This window comes from Streptomyces sp. NPDC030995, from assembly GCF_055571215.1.
On the sequence record NZ_JBVIFS010000010.1, the window covers coordinates 148,893 to 163,917 of the forward strand.

At 71.2% G+C, this 15,025-nt stretch carries 9 protein-coding genes and 1 riboswitch; of the genes, 2 read left to right on the forward strand and 7 right to left on the reverse strand.

Annotated features, from left to right (window positions below; translation table 11 throughout):
• Positions 1-485 precede the first annotated feature (485 nt).
• Positions 486-2,459 carry a collagenase gene (locus ACZ45T_RS17770; protein ID WP_468442201.1) on the forward strand — a complete coding sequence of 658 codons (1,974 nt, stop codon included), beginning with the start codon at positions 486-488 and terminating at the stop codon, positions 2,457-2,459.
• 250 nt (positions 2,460-2,709) lie between these two features.
• Here the strand turns inward: ACZ45T_RS17770 and ACZ45T_RS17775 are convergent, their stop codons facing one another.
• Genes ACZ45T_RS17775 through ACZ45T_RS17795 form a run of 5 tightly spaced genes read right to left on the reverse strand, consistent with a single transcriptional unit; the run spans position 2,710 to position 7,469 of the window.
• On the reverse strand, positions 2,710-3,270 hold the full coding sequence (locus tag ACZ45T_RS17775) for a DUF7676 family protein (RefSeq protein ID WP_468442203.1): 561 nt from the start codon (positions 3,268-3,270) through the stop codon (positions 2,710-2,712).
• The gene (locus ACZ45T_RS17780) at positions 3,267-4,010 is read right to left on the reverse strand and encodes a (2Fe-2S)-binding protein (RefSeq protein ID WP_468442205.1); all 744 of its coding nucleotides are present in this window, start codon (positions 4,008-4,010) and stop codon (positions 3,267-3,269) included. The genes ACZ45T_RS17775 and ACZ45T_RS17780 overlap by 4 nt, the downstream gene beginning before the upstream one ends.
• A complete protein-coding gene (locus ACZ45T_RS17785; RefSeq protein ID WP_468442207.1) occupies positions 4,004-5,119 on the reverse strand; it encodes an ABC transporter ATP-binding protein in 1,116 nt (371 codons plus the stop codon). The genes ACZ45T_RS17780 and ACZ45T_RS17785 overlap by 7 nt, the downstream gene beginning before the upstream one ends.
• On the reverse strand, positions 5,116-6,237 hold the full coding sequence (locus tag ACZ45T_RS17790) for a FecCD family ABC transporter permease (protein WP_468442209.1): 1,122 nt from the start codon (positions 6,235-6,237) through the stop codon (positions 5,116-5,118). Before ACZ45T_RS17790 ends, ACZ45T_RS17785 begins: the two co-directional genes overlap by 4 nt.
• Positions 6,234-7,469, reverse strand: coding sequence for an ABC transporter substrate-binding protein (locus tag ACZ45T_RS17795; RefSeq protein WP_468442211.1), 1,236 nt, complete (start codon positions 7,467-7,469; stop codon positions 6,234-6,236). Before ACZ45T_RS17795 ends, ACZ45T_RS17790 begins: the two co-directional genes overlap by 4 nt.
• 228 nt (positions 7,470-7,697) lie before the next feature.
• Positions 7,698-7,882, reverse strand: a riboswitch (cobalamin riboswitch).
• Between the two features lie 336 nt (positions 7,883-8,218).
• Between ACZ45T_RS17795 and ACZ45T_RS17800 the strand changes: the two genes are divergently transcribed.
• Entirely contained in the window at positions 8,219-9,901 is a 1,683-nt protein-coding gene (locus ACZ45T_RS17800; RefSeq protein WP_468442213.1) for a serine/threonine-protein kinase, read from the forward strand.
• A 568-nt stretch (positions 9,902-10,469) separates the two neighbouring features.
• Here the strand turns inward: ACZ45T_RS17800 and ACZ45T_RS17805 are convergent.
• Positions 10,470-13,964 carry an SAV_2336 N-terminal domain-related protein gene (locus tag ACZ45T_RS17805; RefSeq protein ID WP_468442215.1) on the reverse strand — a complete coding sequence of 1,165 codons (3,495 nt, stop codon included), beginning with the start codon at positions 13,962-13,964 and terminating at the stop codon, positions 10,470-10,472.
• Positions 13,954-14,976 (reverse strand): AAA family ATPase, encoded by a 1,023-nt coding sequence (locus tag ACZ45T_RS17810; RefSeq protein ID WP_468442217.1) that lies wholly within the window; start codon positions 14,974-14,976, stop codon positions 13,954-13,956. The genes ACZ45T_RS17805 and ACZ45T_RS17810 overlap by 11 nt, the downstream gene beginning before the upstream one ends.
• Between the last annotated feature and the right edge of the window lie 49 nt (positions 14,977-15,025).

Here is a 15,025-nt window from a genome sequence, read left to right on the forward strand (position 1 = left end):
GCCTGCGGGCGGCCGACTGCATACTCCCGCAGACGGCTGAGGGAGCCGGTGAGCCGCCGCAGGGCCTGTTACGCATGTCCAGCACCCGCCCAGCGGCCAGAGTGCCAGTCAGACTCTGTGCCCGGGCGGCGCGAGTAGGCGCGAACACTGGCGTCCCCGGCGGAGGCCACCAGCCGGCGAAGCCCTCGTCACTGCACGGCCCGTCCAGCCGGTCCCGTACCCATGTCGCCGTCGTGCCACCGGGATTGCCTGCCGGCGTCACCCGCGCGCTCAAGTTCCCTGACAAGACACCTCCCTGACGGCACATCAGTTTCTTCTGATGCTTGCAACCCCCTTTCGCTGCCATGTGAACTGTGAAATTGTACGGTCACACTTTCCGCGGGCATGACAGCTCCGGGAGTGCTCAACTTCCGTTGCCAACACGGTCCGCACCCCCCACCGCCGTGCCCCACGCACGGCTGCCGACCGGCCTGGAGGCCATCGCTATGCGCAAACCCCCCACACTCAGGAAACTCACCCAACTGCTGATACCTACCGTGGCCGTCGCCGGCCTGGGGCTCACCATGCTCGCCCCCCATGGCGCGGCGGCCCCGGCCGGCACCTGGGCACCCAAGTCCGCACCGAGGTCGGGCCCCGCCCCACAGCCCGCCTCCGCCACCGTGCTTGCCGCCGATCTCGCACCCGGACACGCCGCCGACCCCGCGCGATCTGCCGCGAAGGTCTCGAACCCCGCGCAACGCCCTCCGCTCCCCGCGGCCCAGAACGCCTCAGAGCGCGAGCAGGCCCGCTCTGTGGCGAAGGCCGCGGCGGACTGCAACGTCAGCGACTTCACCTCGAAGACCGGCGCTGCCTTGGTCGGGCAGATCAAGAAGTCGGAAACCACCTGCATCAACACGCTGTTCAGCGTGACCGGTGAAGACTCCAAGGCCCTCTTCCGCGAGGAACAGATGGTCACGGTGGCGAACGCACTCAAGGACGTCGCGGCCAACTACCCGGGGGACAACAGCACTTTCGCAACCCAGGTGGTGCTGTACCTGCGCGCCGGCTACTACATCCAGTACAACCAGCCGGAGAACGTCGGCGAATACGGCCCGACGCTGAAGAGCGCCATTCAGGGCGCCCTGGATGCCTTCTTCGGTTCGTCCCACGCCTTCGACGTCACCGAGGCCAACGGAGAAACCCTGGCCGAGACGGTCACCCTGATCGACAGCTCCGGAGAGAACGCCCGCCACCTCGGCGTGGTCAAGCGTCTGCAGAAGGGCTACGACTCGTCGTACGACCAGTTCTACGGGATGCTCTCGGCGGTCAACAACACCTACACCGTGCTCTTCCGCGGCCACCAGCTGCCCGAGTTCGTGGAAGCCGTGAAGGCGGACCCGAGCGTCCTCACCGGACTGCGTGACTTCGCCGTCGCCCACGACGATCTCCTCGGCACCGACAAGTCCTACCTGGCCGGCAACGCCGGACGCGAACTCGGCCGCTTCCTGCGGCACGCCGACCTCAAGGACACCGTCAAGCCGTTGGTCAAGGAGCTGCTCGGCCGCAGCGAGATCACTGGACGCACCGCCCCGCTCTGGGTCGGCCTTGCCGAGATGACGAACGAGTACGACAAGGAGAACTGCGCCGAGTACGACACCTGTGACCTGCAGAACCGCGTGCGCGACGCCGTGCTGACGGTCAAGCACACATGCGGTCCGAGCGCGAAGATCCTCGCACAGGAGCTGACCGCGTCCGACCTGTCGGCCACGTGCGACAGCATCCTCAAGCAGGACCCGGTCTTCCACAACATCGTCAAGGACAACGGTCCGGTCAAGAACGACAACAACACCAGCATCGAGATCGTCGCCTTCAACTCCAGTACCGACTACAAGACCTACGCCGGAGTCGTCTTCGGCATCGACACCAACAACGGCGGCATGTACCTGGAGGGCGACCCGGCCGCTGAGGGCAACCAGCCGCGCTTCATCGCCTACGAGCAGCCGGCCCAGGACGGCGCCTTCCAGATCTGGAACCTCAACCACGAGTACACCCACTACCTCGACGGCCGCTACGACATGTACGGCGACTTCGCAGCCGGGCAGACCACCCCGACCGTGATGTGGATCGAGGGTTTCGCCGAGTACGTCTCCTACTCGTACCGCGGCATCACCTACGACAGGGCGATCGAGGAGGCGGGTAAGAACACCTACAAGCTCAGCCAGCTCTTCGGAACCACCTACGACAACGCCGACACCACCCGTATCTACCAGTGGGGCTATCTGGGCGTCCGCTACATGCTCCAGTCGCACCCCGCGGACGTGACCACCCTGCTCGGCCACTACCGCGCAGGCGAGTACGACGCGGCCCACAGCCTGCTTCGCGACACCATCGGCACCAAGTACGACGCCGACTTCGCCGACTGGCTGAGCAAGTGCGCCGGCAGCGACTGCGGCCAACTGCCGGCCCGGATCGGCCGGTGACCGGGGCCTCGGCCACCGGCGAGAACTGAGCCAGGAGAGCCAGGAGAGCCAGGAGAGCCTGGGGGGCCGGTCCGCCGGCCCGCCTCCGCCGGCCCCCGGTCCTGCCCCCCCCGGCCAGCCTCCCGTCCTGCCTCCTGCTGTCGTCGCCCGGCCCAGGTATTGCTGATATGGCGTCAAATCAAGAAGCCGCCTTCCGGACCGGGCCGTATGCCCGGTCCGGAAGGCGGCCGCACACGGACTGGCCGACTCCTCATCCGCTGTGCCGGAATCCCTTGCCGCTGCGGTCGAGGGGGTCCTCCGGCAGATCGAGGAAGCGAGCGCGCAGTGCGTCCCAGGCGGCGAGGCGGGTGAAGTCGGGGGTCTCGCGGATCTCCTGGCGGTCGGTGAGGAAGGGGTTGGGCAGCAGGACGGTCATCATCTGTTCGTCGCTGCCGTTGAACAGGCGGGCCCCCCAGCTGACGGGCGCGCCGTCGGAACCGAGTGTGCGGTAGAGCTCGGCGCGGGAGCAGCGGCGGATCCGGCCGAGTTCGGGGCCGGAGGCAGTGTGCTCGCCGATGCACAGGTGGAAGTGCCAGGCGCCGAAGTCGACGGTGGCGTAGCCGTCGTTCATGGTGATGGCGGTGGGCGCGCAGGGAGCGCCGACCTCCCATGCGGCGCCTTCGATGATGGGCCCGAAGTGGATGTGCTGCCAGTGGTCGGTGAAGACGGTGGTGATGAGGTCGAGGAGCGTGGCCTCATCGGTGGGCAGGGTCCAGACGTTCTGGGTACCGCCGCCCGGAGTTTCGACGACTGCGGGTTCGGTGGTGGTCATGGGTTGGTCTCCTGGTGGTTGAGGACGCAGTCGCCGCAGGTGCCCGCGCCGGGCACGCGGTAGTAGAGGCAGCAGCTTCGGCGGCGGAAGGCGATGGTTCCGTCGGGCCTGGTGCCGCACGCGCCGGCGTCGGCCATCGGCGGGCGGCGGAGTAGCTCGCGGACGACCGGGAGGACAGCTACCGCCTGGTGTGAGGCGTGCGGGGCGTGCGGGGCGTGCGGGAGGCGGGCGAGCAGCACGCGGTGGGCTCCGATGAGCGCCGAGGCGGCGTTTCCGCGCAAGGTGTGCGGGGACACGCCGGACACGCGCCGCACGGCGTCGGCCCAGGGCGCCAGGTTCTGGGTGGCGACCGTGTGGTGCAGGGCAGTGACCGGGTCCTGGGGCAGTTCTCGTACGTCGGGCAGCCACAGGTCGATCGGGCCGGAGGACGCCAGACGCCACCACAGCAGGTCGGGCCCCAAGTCGGGGACACGGCCGGTGAGCGCCGTGCAGGCGAGGGCGACCGACCAGAGCCGGGAGGCGGTGCCCAGGTGCAGGGTGGAGGCGGCCACCCGCGGCTGATCGGTGCCGAGCCGCCCGGCCACGGTGCGTACGCAGAGCTGCAGCGCGCCGGGGTCCGCGTACAGGTCGGACATCGGCCGGAATCCACCGGCATCAGGCCGGGACCCGGTGGTCACGGCGAAGTACGGTCCGATGGCGGAGACGCGCGCCAGTACCTCAGGAGTTATCAGGCTCACCATGCGCGCACCGTCCGGGCCAGCTCGTGGAAACTGCCGGTACGCACCACGCGGCCGTTCGGCCCCCGCAGCATCAGCCTGCCCTCCTTGTCGGCGCTCACCTGCCCCTTCTCACCCCGTCCGCTCTGTATGACATCCAGCCCCTCGCGGGCCAGGGCGCGTTCGAGCAGCGGGAACAGGGCGGGCGGCGCGTCCACGGCCACGGTCGCGCGCGTGGTCCGGCTCAGCCCGAAGGTGCCCGAGACCGGGTCGAAGGCCAGGTGTTCGGCGTCGAAGGCGCCGGCGACGGCGCCGCTGCGGATCAGATCCTCAGGAGCCCCGGCGTGCACACGGGAGTCGCGGTCGACCAGCCAGACGGCGTCGGCGACCCGCAGGGCCAGCTCCAGATCGTGGGTGCTGACCACCACAGTCAGGCCCTTGTCCCGGGCGAGGTCACGGAGCAGCACCGTCAGGGCCACGCGCGAGGGCACATCGAGGAACGCGGTCGGCTCGTCGAGCAGGACGACCTCGGGCTCCTGGGCGAGTGCCCGGGCGGTCAGGACCCGCTGGCGTTCGCCGTCTGACAGTTCGGCGGCCGGCCGGTCGGCGAGATGCCCCGCGCCGACCGCCTCCAGCGACCACTGCACGGCCGCGTGGTCGACTGGTGTGAGACGGCCGGTGAATCCGGTGTGGGGGTGGCGGCCCAGCCCGACCAGTTCCCGCGCCGACAGCAGTCCGGGGTCGACGCGGTCGGTCAGGACGACGGCGAGGCGGCGTGCGAGGACCGCCGGCGACTCGTGCGCGAGGCTGACGCCGCCCACGCGTACCTGGCCGGAGAGCGGGGGAAGGAGCCCGCACAAGGTGCGCAACAGGGTGGACTTGCCCGCCCCGTTGGGGCCGAGCAGTGCGGTGAGTTCACCGGCCCGGGCTTCGAGGTCGAGCCCCGTCAGCACGGCCCGCTCACCGCCCCGCCCACTGCCCCGCCCTCTCAGAGACCGGGTGCGGTATCCGACGGCGAGTCCTTCGGTGGCCAGGCCACGCGTAGGGCTTTCGTCGGTCGTCCCGTGAGCGGTCCGCGGGGGAGAGGCGGCCGCGGCTTCCACCGTATCCGGCAGACCTGTTGTGCCTGTCACGAGGTCACTCCTTGTATGCCGCGGCGGCTGCGGATCAGAAACGCGATGACCACCGGGGCGCCGAACAGCGAGGTGATCGCGTTCAGCGGCAGCACCGAGTCCATCCCGGGCGGCTGGCTCAGCAGCGCGCACGCCAGGGCGAGGAACGCGCCCGCGAGCATCGACGCCGGAATCAGCGCGCGGTGGTCGGACGTCCCGAGGGCCACCCGCGTCAGATGCGGGACGGCGAGCCCGAGGAAGGCGACCGGGCCGCAGAAGGCCGTCGCCGCGCCCGCCAGCAGCGAGGTGCCGAGCAGCGCGAGATCGCGGCTGCGCCGTACGTTCAGCCCCATGGTGCGGGCGTAGTCCTCGCCGAGCAGCAGCGCGTTGAGGCGCTTGGCGGTGAGCAGGGCAGCCAGCAGACCCCCGCCGATCACGGGCAGCATCACTTTGAGGTCGGGCCAGGTCGTGGCGCTGAAACTGCCCAGACCCCACATGACGAACTGCTGGGAGCGTTCGGGCTGGGCGTACACCAGCATCACGCTGACCGCCGCCGTGGCTGCCGAGCCGATCATGACGCCGATGACGAGCAGGGTGACGGCCGACCGCACCCACCGTGAGAGCAGCAGTACGAGGGCCAGTACGCAACCGGCGCCGAGGGACGCGGCCAGCACCACGCCCAGGCGTCCCAGCCCGGCCAGGTTCCCGGTGAAGCTGCCGGCCACCCCGCCGGTACCGACCACGACCGCGGCGACGCCCATGCTGGCGCCCGAACTCACCCCGAGGGAGAACGGGTCGGCCAGCGCGTTGCGGAACAGCGTCTGCATCTGTACTCCGGCGACGGCGAGGGCGGCTCCGACGGCAGTGGCGGTCAGCGCGCGCGGCAACCGCACCTCCTCGACGATCACGGCCCACCTCGGGTCGGCACTGGTACCGCCGAACAGGACGCGTACCACCTCCGCGAGGGGCACCTGGTGCGAGCCGGTCGCGATGGTGAGCACGAACAGCGCGGCTGCGCCGGCCGCGAGCGCGCCGACGACTGCGAGGCGCCTGCGCCGCCCGGGCCGCGGCGCGTCCGGAGTCCCGTCCGGGGCACGGGCCGACGTGGCGGCCGCGGTGACGATCGTCCGGGTCGTCACGCCTTGGAGACCTTGGTGTAGAAGGTGAAGTCGTGGCCCTGAGCCTGGTCGGGGTGGAGCAGGGCGAAGAGGTCGGCGAGGACCAGGTCCGGGCGCAGCACGCCGCGCTCGAAGTAGTCGTTGCCGCCGCCGGGGCCTTGCGCCTTGGTGTTCGTCCAGACCTCACCGGCGGTGACGGCCTTCAGCTCGCCGTACCGGCTGTCGGCCTTCACCGCGTCGGCGGTGGTCTTCCACTGCTGGCCGACCAGCCATACGGGTGCCTCGCCGCCCTTGGCGTACACGGCCTCGAAGTTCAGCTGGAGGTTGCCGGTGCCGGGTTCGTCCGCCCACGGGTAGGTGCCGCCGGCATCCTTGATCAGCTTGCCGGCGTAACCACCGCCGGGAGCCATGTTCCAGGTGCCCTGGTACATGGTGCCGGGCAGCACCTGGACGGGCCTGCCCGCCTTGACCGTCTCGGCGGCCTTGGTGGCGACCTTCTGGTAGTCGCCCTCGATGGTGTCGAAGACCTCGCCCGCGCGCTTCTCCGCGCCGGTGAGCGCGGCCATCGCCTTGACCCACTCGGCGCGGCCGAGCGGGCTCGATTCCAGCCACTCGGCGTTGGCGACGACGGCGATGCCGGCCTGGCGCAGCTTGGGGTACTGGGGATCGTCGGTGCCCTGGGTCATCAGCACGTCCGGCTTGGCGCCGATGACCGTCTCGGCGTTGAGGGTGCGGTCCTTGGCGTACTCGATGACCTTGCCCGCCTTCACCCGCTCGGTCACCTCGGCCGAGCTGATGTTGGAGGCGTTCGCCACGCCGGTCAGCACGTCCAGGGTGCCGGTCTCGGTCAGCAGGGGCAGGTGCGTGGTCGAGGCCGAGTACAGGCTCTTGACGGGGGTGGTGATCTGCGGGGCACCCGCCAGGTCGCCGGTCGGCTTCGGCTTGGGGGCACCGCACTTGACCAGCACGTACGACTCGGGCTTGCCCTTGGGGTACGGCTCGTTCACGGTGAGGACCTGGTAGCTCTTCTCGTACCGGAGCGTGAAGTTCTTGGCGTGCTTCACCGCCGACTTGACCGGGAAGTAGTCCTTGCCCGGGTCGAAATCGGTGATGCAGCCGTCACCCGCCGCGGCCTTTGAGTCGGCGGGCCGGTCCGCGCCGCCGTCACCGCACGCGGTGAGTGCGAGCGCGAGGGCGAGAAACGCCGCCGCGGCGGCCGGACGGCGGCTGGGCATGGCTGATCGTACGGACAAGGTGACTCCTGGTGACATGCGTAGAGAAACGCGCACCGGCAACCGGCGCACGTGATGCGGCTGTACGGGAGGGGAACTCCGTGGCGGGAGAAGGCTCTTCAGAGTCCGAGGGAGCGGGCCCGGGAATCAGGCCGGTCCGGCCGGCTCCCATGGGCAACCGGCAGCGCAAAGCTCACACAAGTACGCAGGCACACGAGTGCCACCGCCTCTCCTGGGGAAATCCGCCCCGTACATCGAGGTGCGACGGCGTGAGTCTCCTGACTCGGGATCAACGCTTCTCCGGCCTTCCCACCCCTTGACGGGCGGTGGCCATGGCGGAGTCGCTCCCCCTACACAGTGGCGGTACCGTGCCGGAATCTCACCGGCTTCCTCGTTCCGCCGTCGCTTGACGGACCGAAGCATCCCAGAAGCCGATACGGCGACGCCAGCCCCACAGCTGTGCGACGAACCACAACAGGGCCCACTCTGACGAGAGTCGACTTCGAGGGCGTCGTATCCCTGGGCCTGTGGCAGTGTGTCCGCCCGACTGTCGGGTGTTGGCCGCGGAGTGCGACGTCAGCTCGGTGCACGGTCGCCTGGATGTGAGCCTGTGTGGTGGTACCGAGACGAGAGCCCGATGCCATGACGCATACGGCATCCAGTGTCGCTGATTTCGGCCGCCGCAACCCCTCCACGCTCCTGCCTCTACCCTTGAGGCCGCCGGCTGATCGATGGCGAACAGCGATGGAAGCGATGGAACGGAGCGTGCGGTGAAGGCGGGGGAAGGGAAGGGCGGAGAGCTGATAGGCAAGGTGCTCGGGGGGCGTTACCGGGTGACCTCCATGGTCGGGCGCGGCGGTATGGGAGTGGTCGCCCGGGCGGTGGACGAACTGCTGAACCGAGAGGTCGCCGTCAAGGTCCTGCGTGCCTTCAACGACGCCTCCGCGTCCGAACTTGCCGATCTGCGGACCCGGATGCAGCGGGAGGCGCAGGCCGCCGCCCGTATTAGGCATGGCGGCGTGGTCACCGTGCACGACGTGACCGAGGAGCAGGGTCTGCCGGTCATCGTCATGGAATTCGTCGACGGGCCCTCGCTCGACGACGTGTTGACGGAGCGTGGCCCGCTGGAGCCGCACGAGGCCGCGGCGATCGGCGCCAAGCTGATGGACGCGCTCGACGCCGCGCACCGGGTCGGCGTACTGCATCGGGACGTCAAGCCCGCCAACGTGCTGATGGAGCACGGCGGGAGGGTCGTACTCACCGATTTCGGCATCGCCACCATGGAAGCCTCCGACGACGACGCCATGGCCAAGCTGACCCGCAGCGGTGACATCATCGGCTCTCTCGACTACCTGCCGCCGGAGCGCGCGCAAGGCAGGGAGCCCGGGCCCGCGTCGGACATCTGGTCGCTCGGCATGACGCTCTACGCGGCCGTGGAGGGCACTTCGCCGTTCCGCCGCACTTCCGCGTGGTCCACGTTGTCGGCCATCGTCACCGATCCACTGCCGGAGCCCCGCCGGGCTGGACCACTCGCGCCGGTGCTCCAGGCGCTGATGGCGAAGGAACCGGAGGACCGGCCCACCGCAGACCAGGCGCGCGGCATGCTGGAGCGCGTCGCCTCGGGCCGGACGGTGTCCGAGGGCCCGACTCCCGCCGCCACGGTGGTTCCCGGGGCTGCGGCTGCCGTCGCACCGCCTCCCGGGTTCGGCCCCCCGATGTTCCCGCAGCCTCAGCCTCAGCCTCAGCCTGCCGGCCACCCGCAGCCCAACCTGCCGCCGACGCTTCCACAGCCCGGTGCGCCGGTCGCGGGCCCCGCTGGAGTCCCCACTGTCGAAGCGAGCCGCGCCGCAGCCCGTCGCGCACGGAGCGGCAGCCGCACCCTCATCGCATCGGTGGCCGCCGCCGTACTCCTCGCCGCAGGCGGCGGAATCACCTACGCGCTGACCGGCCAAGAGGGCGGCACGACCGCGGACGGTGCGCGGGCGACGCCGCCCGACGTCAGCTCCCCGGCGGGCAGCGGCCCGTCGTCCTCCGTTGCTCCGGGCGCCTCTTCGCAGCCGTCTCCCTCGGCGAACAAGACAGGTCCCACGACGACGCCCGGCAACAACGGTGCCAAGCCGGCCGTGAGCCCGTCCGCCTCTCCGGTGACCAAGCCCAGTTCCACGGTGAAGGAGCCCACCCCGGTGTCGACGGCCTGCACCGGCTGGAGTCACGAGAACCGCAGCAACGGCTACGGCTACCTGCTCGACAACTCCCACCTCTACACCGGGCCGTACGCGGAGTGCGGCTACGTGTCCGTGGTCAAGACCGGCGTGAAGGTCTATTACCACTGCTACATCACCAACGCCCATGGCAACAAGTGGATCTACGCCCGTGCCGAGGGCACGAACACCGAAGGCTGGATGTCCAGCACCCACCTCACCCGGGAGAGCGGCACACTGGCCCGCTGCTAGTGCCGTGGCCGGAAAGGTTTGCCGGGTCACGGCCCCCGGCACGGCACCTCGCCGCGTTGTCGGACCGCGCTGGTACGTCCAGTACGAGCCGCGACCCTCCGCCTTGCGATGTACCGCACCGGACGCCGTGCCCCGGCAAACCTTTCCGGCCACGGCACTAGTGGAAGCGGTCCTCGCGGATAACGCTCTGCCGCCTCTGCCGCAGGCGTGACACTTGCTGCAGATGTTCGGCAAGACGGGGTTGGCGGCTGTCCGAGTGCGGGAGGCAGTCAGTTGCAGGGCGTGACGTACGACCTGCGCGCGACACCCGGAAATCGGCCTGAGTGGCGGCGTGGCAGCTCCAGCAAGGTGGTCAGCGGGTGCAGGACGACAAGTTCGTGGGGATCTGATTCGGGACCGGACTTCGGAGTGCGCAAGACGGATGTCACCGGATCCGGCCGGCTGCCCGCCACGCCCCCTGACGGGCAGCCGGCCAGGTGATCGGCTCCTAAAGCGCGACGTACGACTAGGCCGTCTCTTTCGGATCTTGCCAGACATCGCGGGCCCGGCAAGATCCGAAAGAGACGGCCTAGGCCGGGGCGCTTCCGTCCGGGGGCGGGGTAGTCCCCGGTGGGGGCTTGGCGGTTCCCGAAGGCGGGATGGTCCCTGGCGGGGGTTGCGCGCTTCCCGACGCCGGGCCGTCGGCCCCGTCTTTCGGCCCGAGTCCCTGGGCGGACGGTCGGCCGCCGCCCGACGAGCTGCCGAACAGTCGGCCGAGGAAGCCGCCGCGGCCTTCGCGCGGTGGCATGGCCAGGAAGGGCTCGGCGGCCACCTCCAGCCACACCCAGCGGTCGTGCCCCGGTACCTGCGTGGTCGGCAGGCGGGAGCCGTTCGGCTCATGGACCCAGCGAGGATAGGCGAGCAGCACGCGCCGCCGTGGCCGCCCGTCCGCGGGCAGCGCCGCGGCGATCTCGTCGAGGACCGCCTCGTCGGTTTCCTCCCCGGCCAGCGCGATGTGCACGGTGGCCGGCCCACCGCCGGGGAGGGGCGCCCAGAGCCGCTCGGCCACCTGGACCACCCTCCACACGGCCTGCACGGGCCCGTAGTCGGTGAGAAGGCTCCCGGTCTCGGTTCGCAGGGCCTGAAGGTGGCCCATGAAGACATCGCTGTCCGACGCGTCACCGCCCTCGGAGACGTGGATCCGCATCCGCGACCCCGCGGATTGCGGTTCCAGGACCCCGGCCAGCTCCTCCGCCCGGCTCTCGTACAGCGCCAGGAGCTTCCCCCGCTGGGCCTCGGCCCAGGAGCCTCGCAGCCCCGCCAGCGGCTCCTCCCGCAGCAGAAGCCGGGCGGCCCGGAAGAGCCGTGCGCTCGTCTCACGGTCGCCGTTCCTCGCCGCCGTTCCCGCGCCCGACAGGAGCTTCTCGGCGTGGGCCAGGTCGAAGTGTCCGCCGTTCAGGACGATCCGGGCCCCGCCCTCGGCGCCCTCGATGGGGTGACCGTCGGCGATGAGCCGGGCGAGCCGGTCCAGCAGGTCGTCCTCCGTGAGGGGATCCGGGGGAGTGTCACGGAGATCGTCGACCGGCACCCAGTCGCCCCGGGCAAGCAGCAGCCGGGCCAGAATCAGCGCGTCCGTCTCCGGCAGGGAGTCGAACCAGGCCTTGACCGGGCCGAGCACACGGTAGTTCGGGCGGCGGAACGCCGCAGTCGTCGACTCTGGACTTCCGCCGCCCGCGGCGCTCGTGTCGGCCATTCGCCGCACGGCGTCACGGCGGTGCGCGTCGTAGGCAGAGAGCAGCCCCAGCACGACCTGCTCGAGTGTGAACGGCACGTCCTGCCTGACCTCGCGGGGCGACAGCGGAGCGGCGCCGTCCTGCAGGGGGCGGCCGGTCGCCAGTTCGTACAGCAGCCGCCCCAGGTCGTACAGGTCGTCCTCGATCCGGTGGCCGTCGAGGGACGGGGCGGCATCGGTCAGGAGAGGCTCGCCCCGCTCGGACAGCATGACGCGGTCCGCCCGGATCCGTCCGTGCACGAACCCGGCGTCGTGCAGGGCGACGACCGCCGAGCACAGCATCCCGGCCCACTCCATGGCAGGCTCGGCGTCCAGACCCTCCGGCCGGCTGAAGAGCAGGTCGCGCAGAGTGGTGCCGGGGAGGACGGCAAGGACCACCGCGCAGCGGCCGTCGAGTTCCAGGCCGCCGTGGATCCGAACGAAGTGCGGGTGGGTGATGCTCCGCTGCCTGTCCACGCGCGCCAGGAATCCGTCTGGCGCCGGGTGCGGGTGGACCCGCAGGAGCACGCGGCGGTCCATGACCTTGTCATCGGCAAGGAGCAGCTCGTCGCCGGACGGGTGGGGCCTGCGTCCGAGCGGCAGGTACCGTTCTGCGATCAGCCGCGCCCAGTGCGCCGCTCCGTCCCCGGCTGCCGTGGCGGCCGGGGACGGAGCGGCGGCTGCGGCGGTCCCGCCGGGCAACACGGGCCGCTCCGAGCCCCGCAGCAGCCGCACGCTCTCCTCGCTCACCAAGGCGAACGGGCGCCCCGCAGCCCGTTGCCCTCCCTGCCCCTCCAGGCTCTCCACGAGCGCGCGGAACTCGCCCGGCAGCGCGCCCGCGCGGGCGTCGATCTCGGCGCTGACGCGGGCGAGGAGCCGGGCCGTGGCGACCAGGGACGTACGGGGGAGGGCGCCGAGGAGGAGGTCGCGGACACCGGGTCGGAAGTCGTACGCGTCCGGGCCCGCGCCCGGGTCGGCGCGGAGCATGCCGCTGAGGACGACCTCGGCGAGGTGCCGCGGTGCGGGGCGCTCCTCAATGGCCGCCTGGACGAGCCGCATCACGGGCAGGTGCGCCGAGCCGACGGCCAGATGCGCGGCGAGCCGGAAGGCCTGCGGCGAGGCGACCGCGTGGAAACGCACCACCAGCTCCTCCGGGTCGGCCTCCTCCGGGAAGAGGGCGTCCTCCGGGGGCACGATTGTGCCCGGGGTCAGGAAGGCCGCCGCGCCCGGCACCTCTGCGCCGGACGGGGAGGCGACCAGGGCCGCCCAGTGGCCTAGCCACACGTCGCAGGGTTCGAGCACCGGGACCGGCATCCCCGTGGGGGCGTGGACGCGGTCGTACGGGGCGAAGTTCAGGGCCGAGTTGGGCACCCCAGCGGCGGGGGAGACGAACCGGCCGGGCTCGGCGGGCGCCGCCGTGTGCCGCCAGAGCCGCTCGGGCAGCGGCTGGAGCAGCGCGACCGGCATTTCCGCGCCGAGCGCGGCGAGCGTGGCCCGCCAGCGCAGCCCGGCCGGGCCCTCGCGCCACTGCGGGCCCATTGCGTCGCTGACCACGAGGACGGCGGTGCGACCTCGTTCCCAGTGGCGCAGCGGCAGCCGGCCGTCCGGGCCGAGCCGCAGCACGTCGAGCGTGCGGAACGCCCCGGTCTGCGCGAACGTAGTGTGCAGCTCGCGCACCAGCGGCCGCCACATCGCCATCGTCGGCCCTGAGTCGTACACGATCCGCAGATGCAGCCAGCGCTCGTGCCGGGGGCGGAGTACGGGGAACCAGCCGCTCCGCCCCGCGCCCAGGGTGGCGATCCGGTCGGCGGTCGCCGCCTCGTCCAACTCCCGGCCGGCCGCGCTCGGGACCGTACGCCGCAAAGGCCGCAGCGAGCGTTGTATGGCCAGCGGCCGCGCGAGCATCGGCGGCGCGGGCGCCAGGAGCGGGGCGTGCCCGAGGGCGGGTTCGGGCGTGCGGGGCGCGGGGGCTGGGGTGCGCAGCGGCACCCGTGGCGGCGGGGGAACAGCCGGCCGAGGCGGAACGGGTCTCGGCGCCTCGGGCGTCGGCGCCTCCTCCCGAGGCGGTGCGGCCACGGCCGGCGCAACCCGCCCGCCCGGCCGAACGATGCCCGCCCCCGCCCGATCGACCGCCCGTGTCTCCTCGGCCCACCCGGGCATATCCATCTGTCGCGCCAGCCACAACAGCTCGGCCAACTCCCGTCCGGTCGGCGGTTCTTCGCCGACCCGACCGAGGAGCCCGGCGAGGGTGCCGAGCGTGCTGGAGGGGCGGTCAGCGCCGTCGGCGAACCCCTCCCCCCGCTCAGACGTCATCTGCGTCCCATGTCTCCGCCGCACGTCCCAGATACGGCATCAGCTTCTCCGCCAGTTCTTCCCTGGACGGCGCCTCAAGACCCGAAGTCCGGGTCAGATAAATCGCGTTGAGCAGTTGGTCGGTGGCCAGTTCGCCCGCGCTGCTGCGGCGCAGGAAGGCCTCGACGAGGGCTTGGTCGCGTTCGTCCATGTCTCCGAGGTGAGCGCGCACGATGTCCTCCAGCTGCTCGCGCAACGGGCGGCGAAGTTCGAGGCGGACGCAGCGGCGCAGGAAGGCGGGCGGGAACTCACGCTCGCCGTTGCTGGTCAATACCACGAACGGGAAGGCGCAGCAACGGACTTCGCCGTGTCGTACCAGAACCCTCTCCTCCGAGTCCGCCACCATCACCTCGGCCACTGGGTGCGAGCGCGCCGCCCGTGCCAGCTCCGGGATCTCGTACTGCCCCTCCTCCAGGATGTGCAGCAGGTCGTTGGGCAGGTCCAGGTCGGACTTGTCGATCTCGTCGATGAGCAGCACGCGCGGGCGTTCGTACGGCAACAGTGCGGTGCCCAGCGGGCCAAGTCGTAGATGGTCCTCGATCGCCGCCTCCTCGGCGGCTCGTTCGCCCTCGCCGACCCGGCCAGCCGCGTACAGCCGCGACAGCGGGTCGTAGCGGTACAGCCCGTCGGTGAGTGTGGTACGGCTGGTGACGTTCCAGCGCAGGACCCGGCCCAGCTTCAACTCCCTTGCCACCGCGTACGGGAGGCTCGACTTGCCGCTGCCGGGCGGGCCCGTCACCAGCAGCGGGCGCCGCAGGTGCAGGGCGGCGTTCACGAGCTGCACGGTCTCCGGAGTCGGCTGGTACGTCCGGGCCCGGTGCACCCGGCCCGGCGCCCCGCCCTCCGTCTCCTCCTCCGGCGCCGGGGGCAGCGCAGGACCGCCGTCGAAGGTCCGCCACGGGGGCGGGTCGGGCAGTGCGTCGACGCCGTCGTGCGGGTCGCTTGATCCGGTGTAGACGGGCCAGAGGGCCATGTGCGGTTCTCCCGGGTTCCTGAGGTGGCGAGATGTGGTTGAAGGTGGG

What these genes read in the sequence shown, in the direction of transcription:
- ACZ45T_RS17770 (WP_468442201.1), top strand. Translation starts at nt 486, where the DNA reads ATGCGCAAACCCCCCACACTCAGGAAACTCACCCAACTGCTGATACCT.
- ACZ45T_RS17775 (WP_468442203.1), bottom strand. Translation starts at nt 3,270, where the DNA reads ATGACCACCACCGAACCCGCAGTCGTCGAAACTCCGGGCGGCGGTACC.
- ACZ45T_RS17780 (WP_468442205.1), bottom strand. Translation starts at nt 4,010, where the DNA reads ATGGTGAGCCTGATAACTCCTGAGGTACTGGCGCGCGTCTCCGCCATC.
- ACZ45T_RS17805 (WP_468442215.1), bottom strand. Translation starts at nt 13,964, where the DNA reads ATGACGTCTGAGCGGGGGGAGGGGTTCGCCGACGGCGCTGACCGCCCC.
- ACZ45T_RS17810 (WP_468442217.1), bottom strand. Translation starts at nt 14,976, where the DNA reads ATGGCCCTCTGGCCCGTCTACACCGGATCAAGCGACCCGCACGACGGC.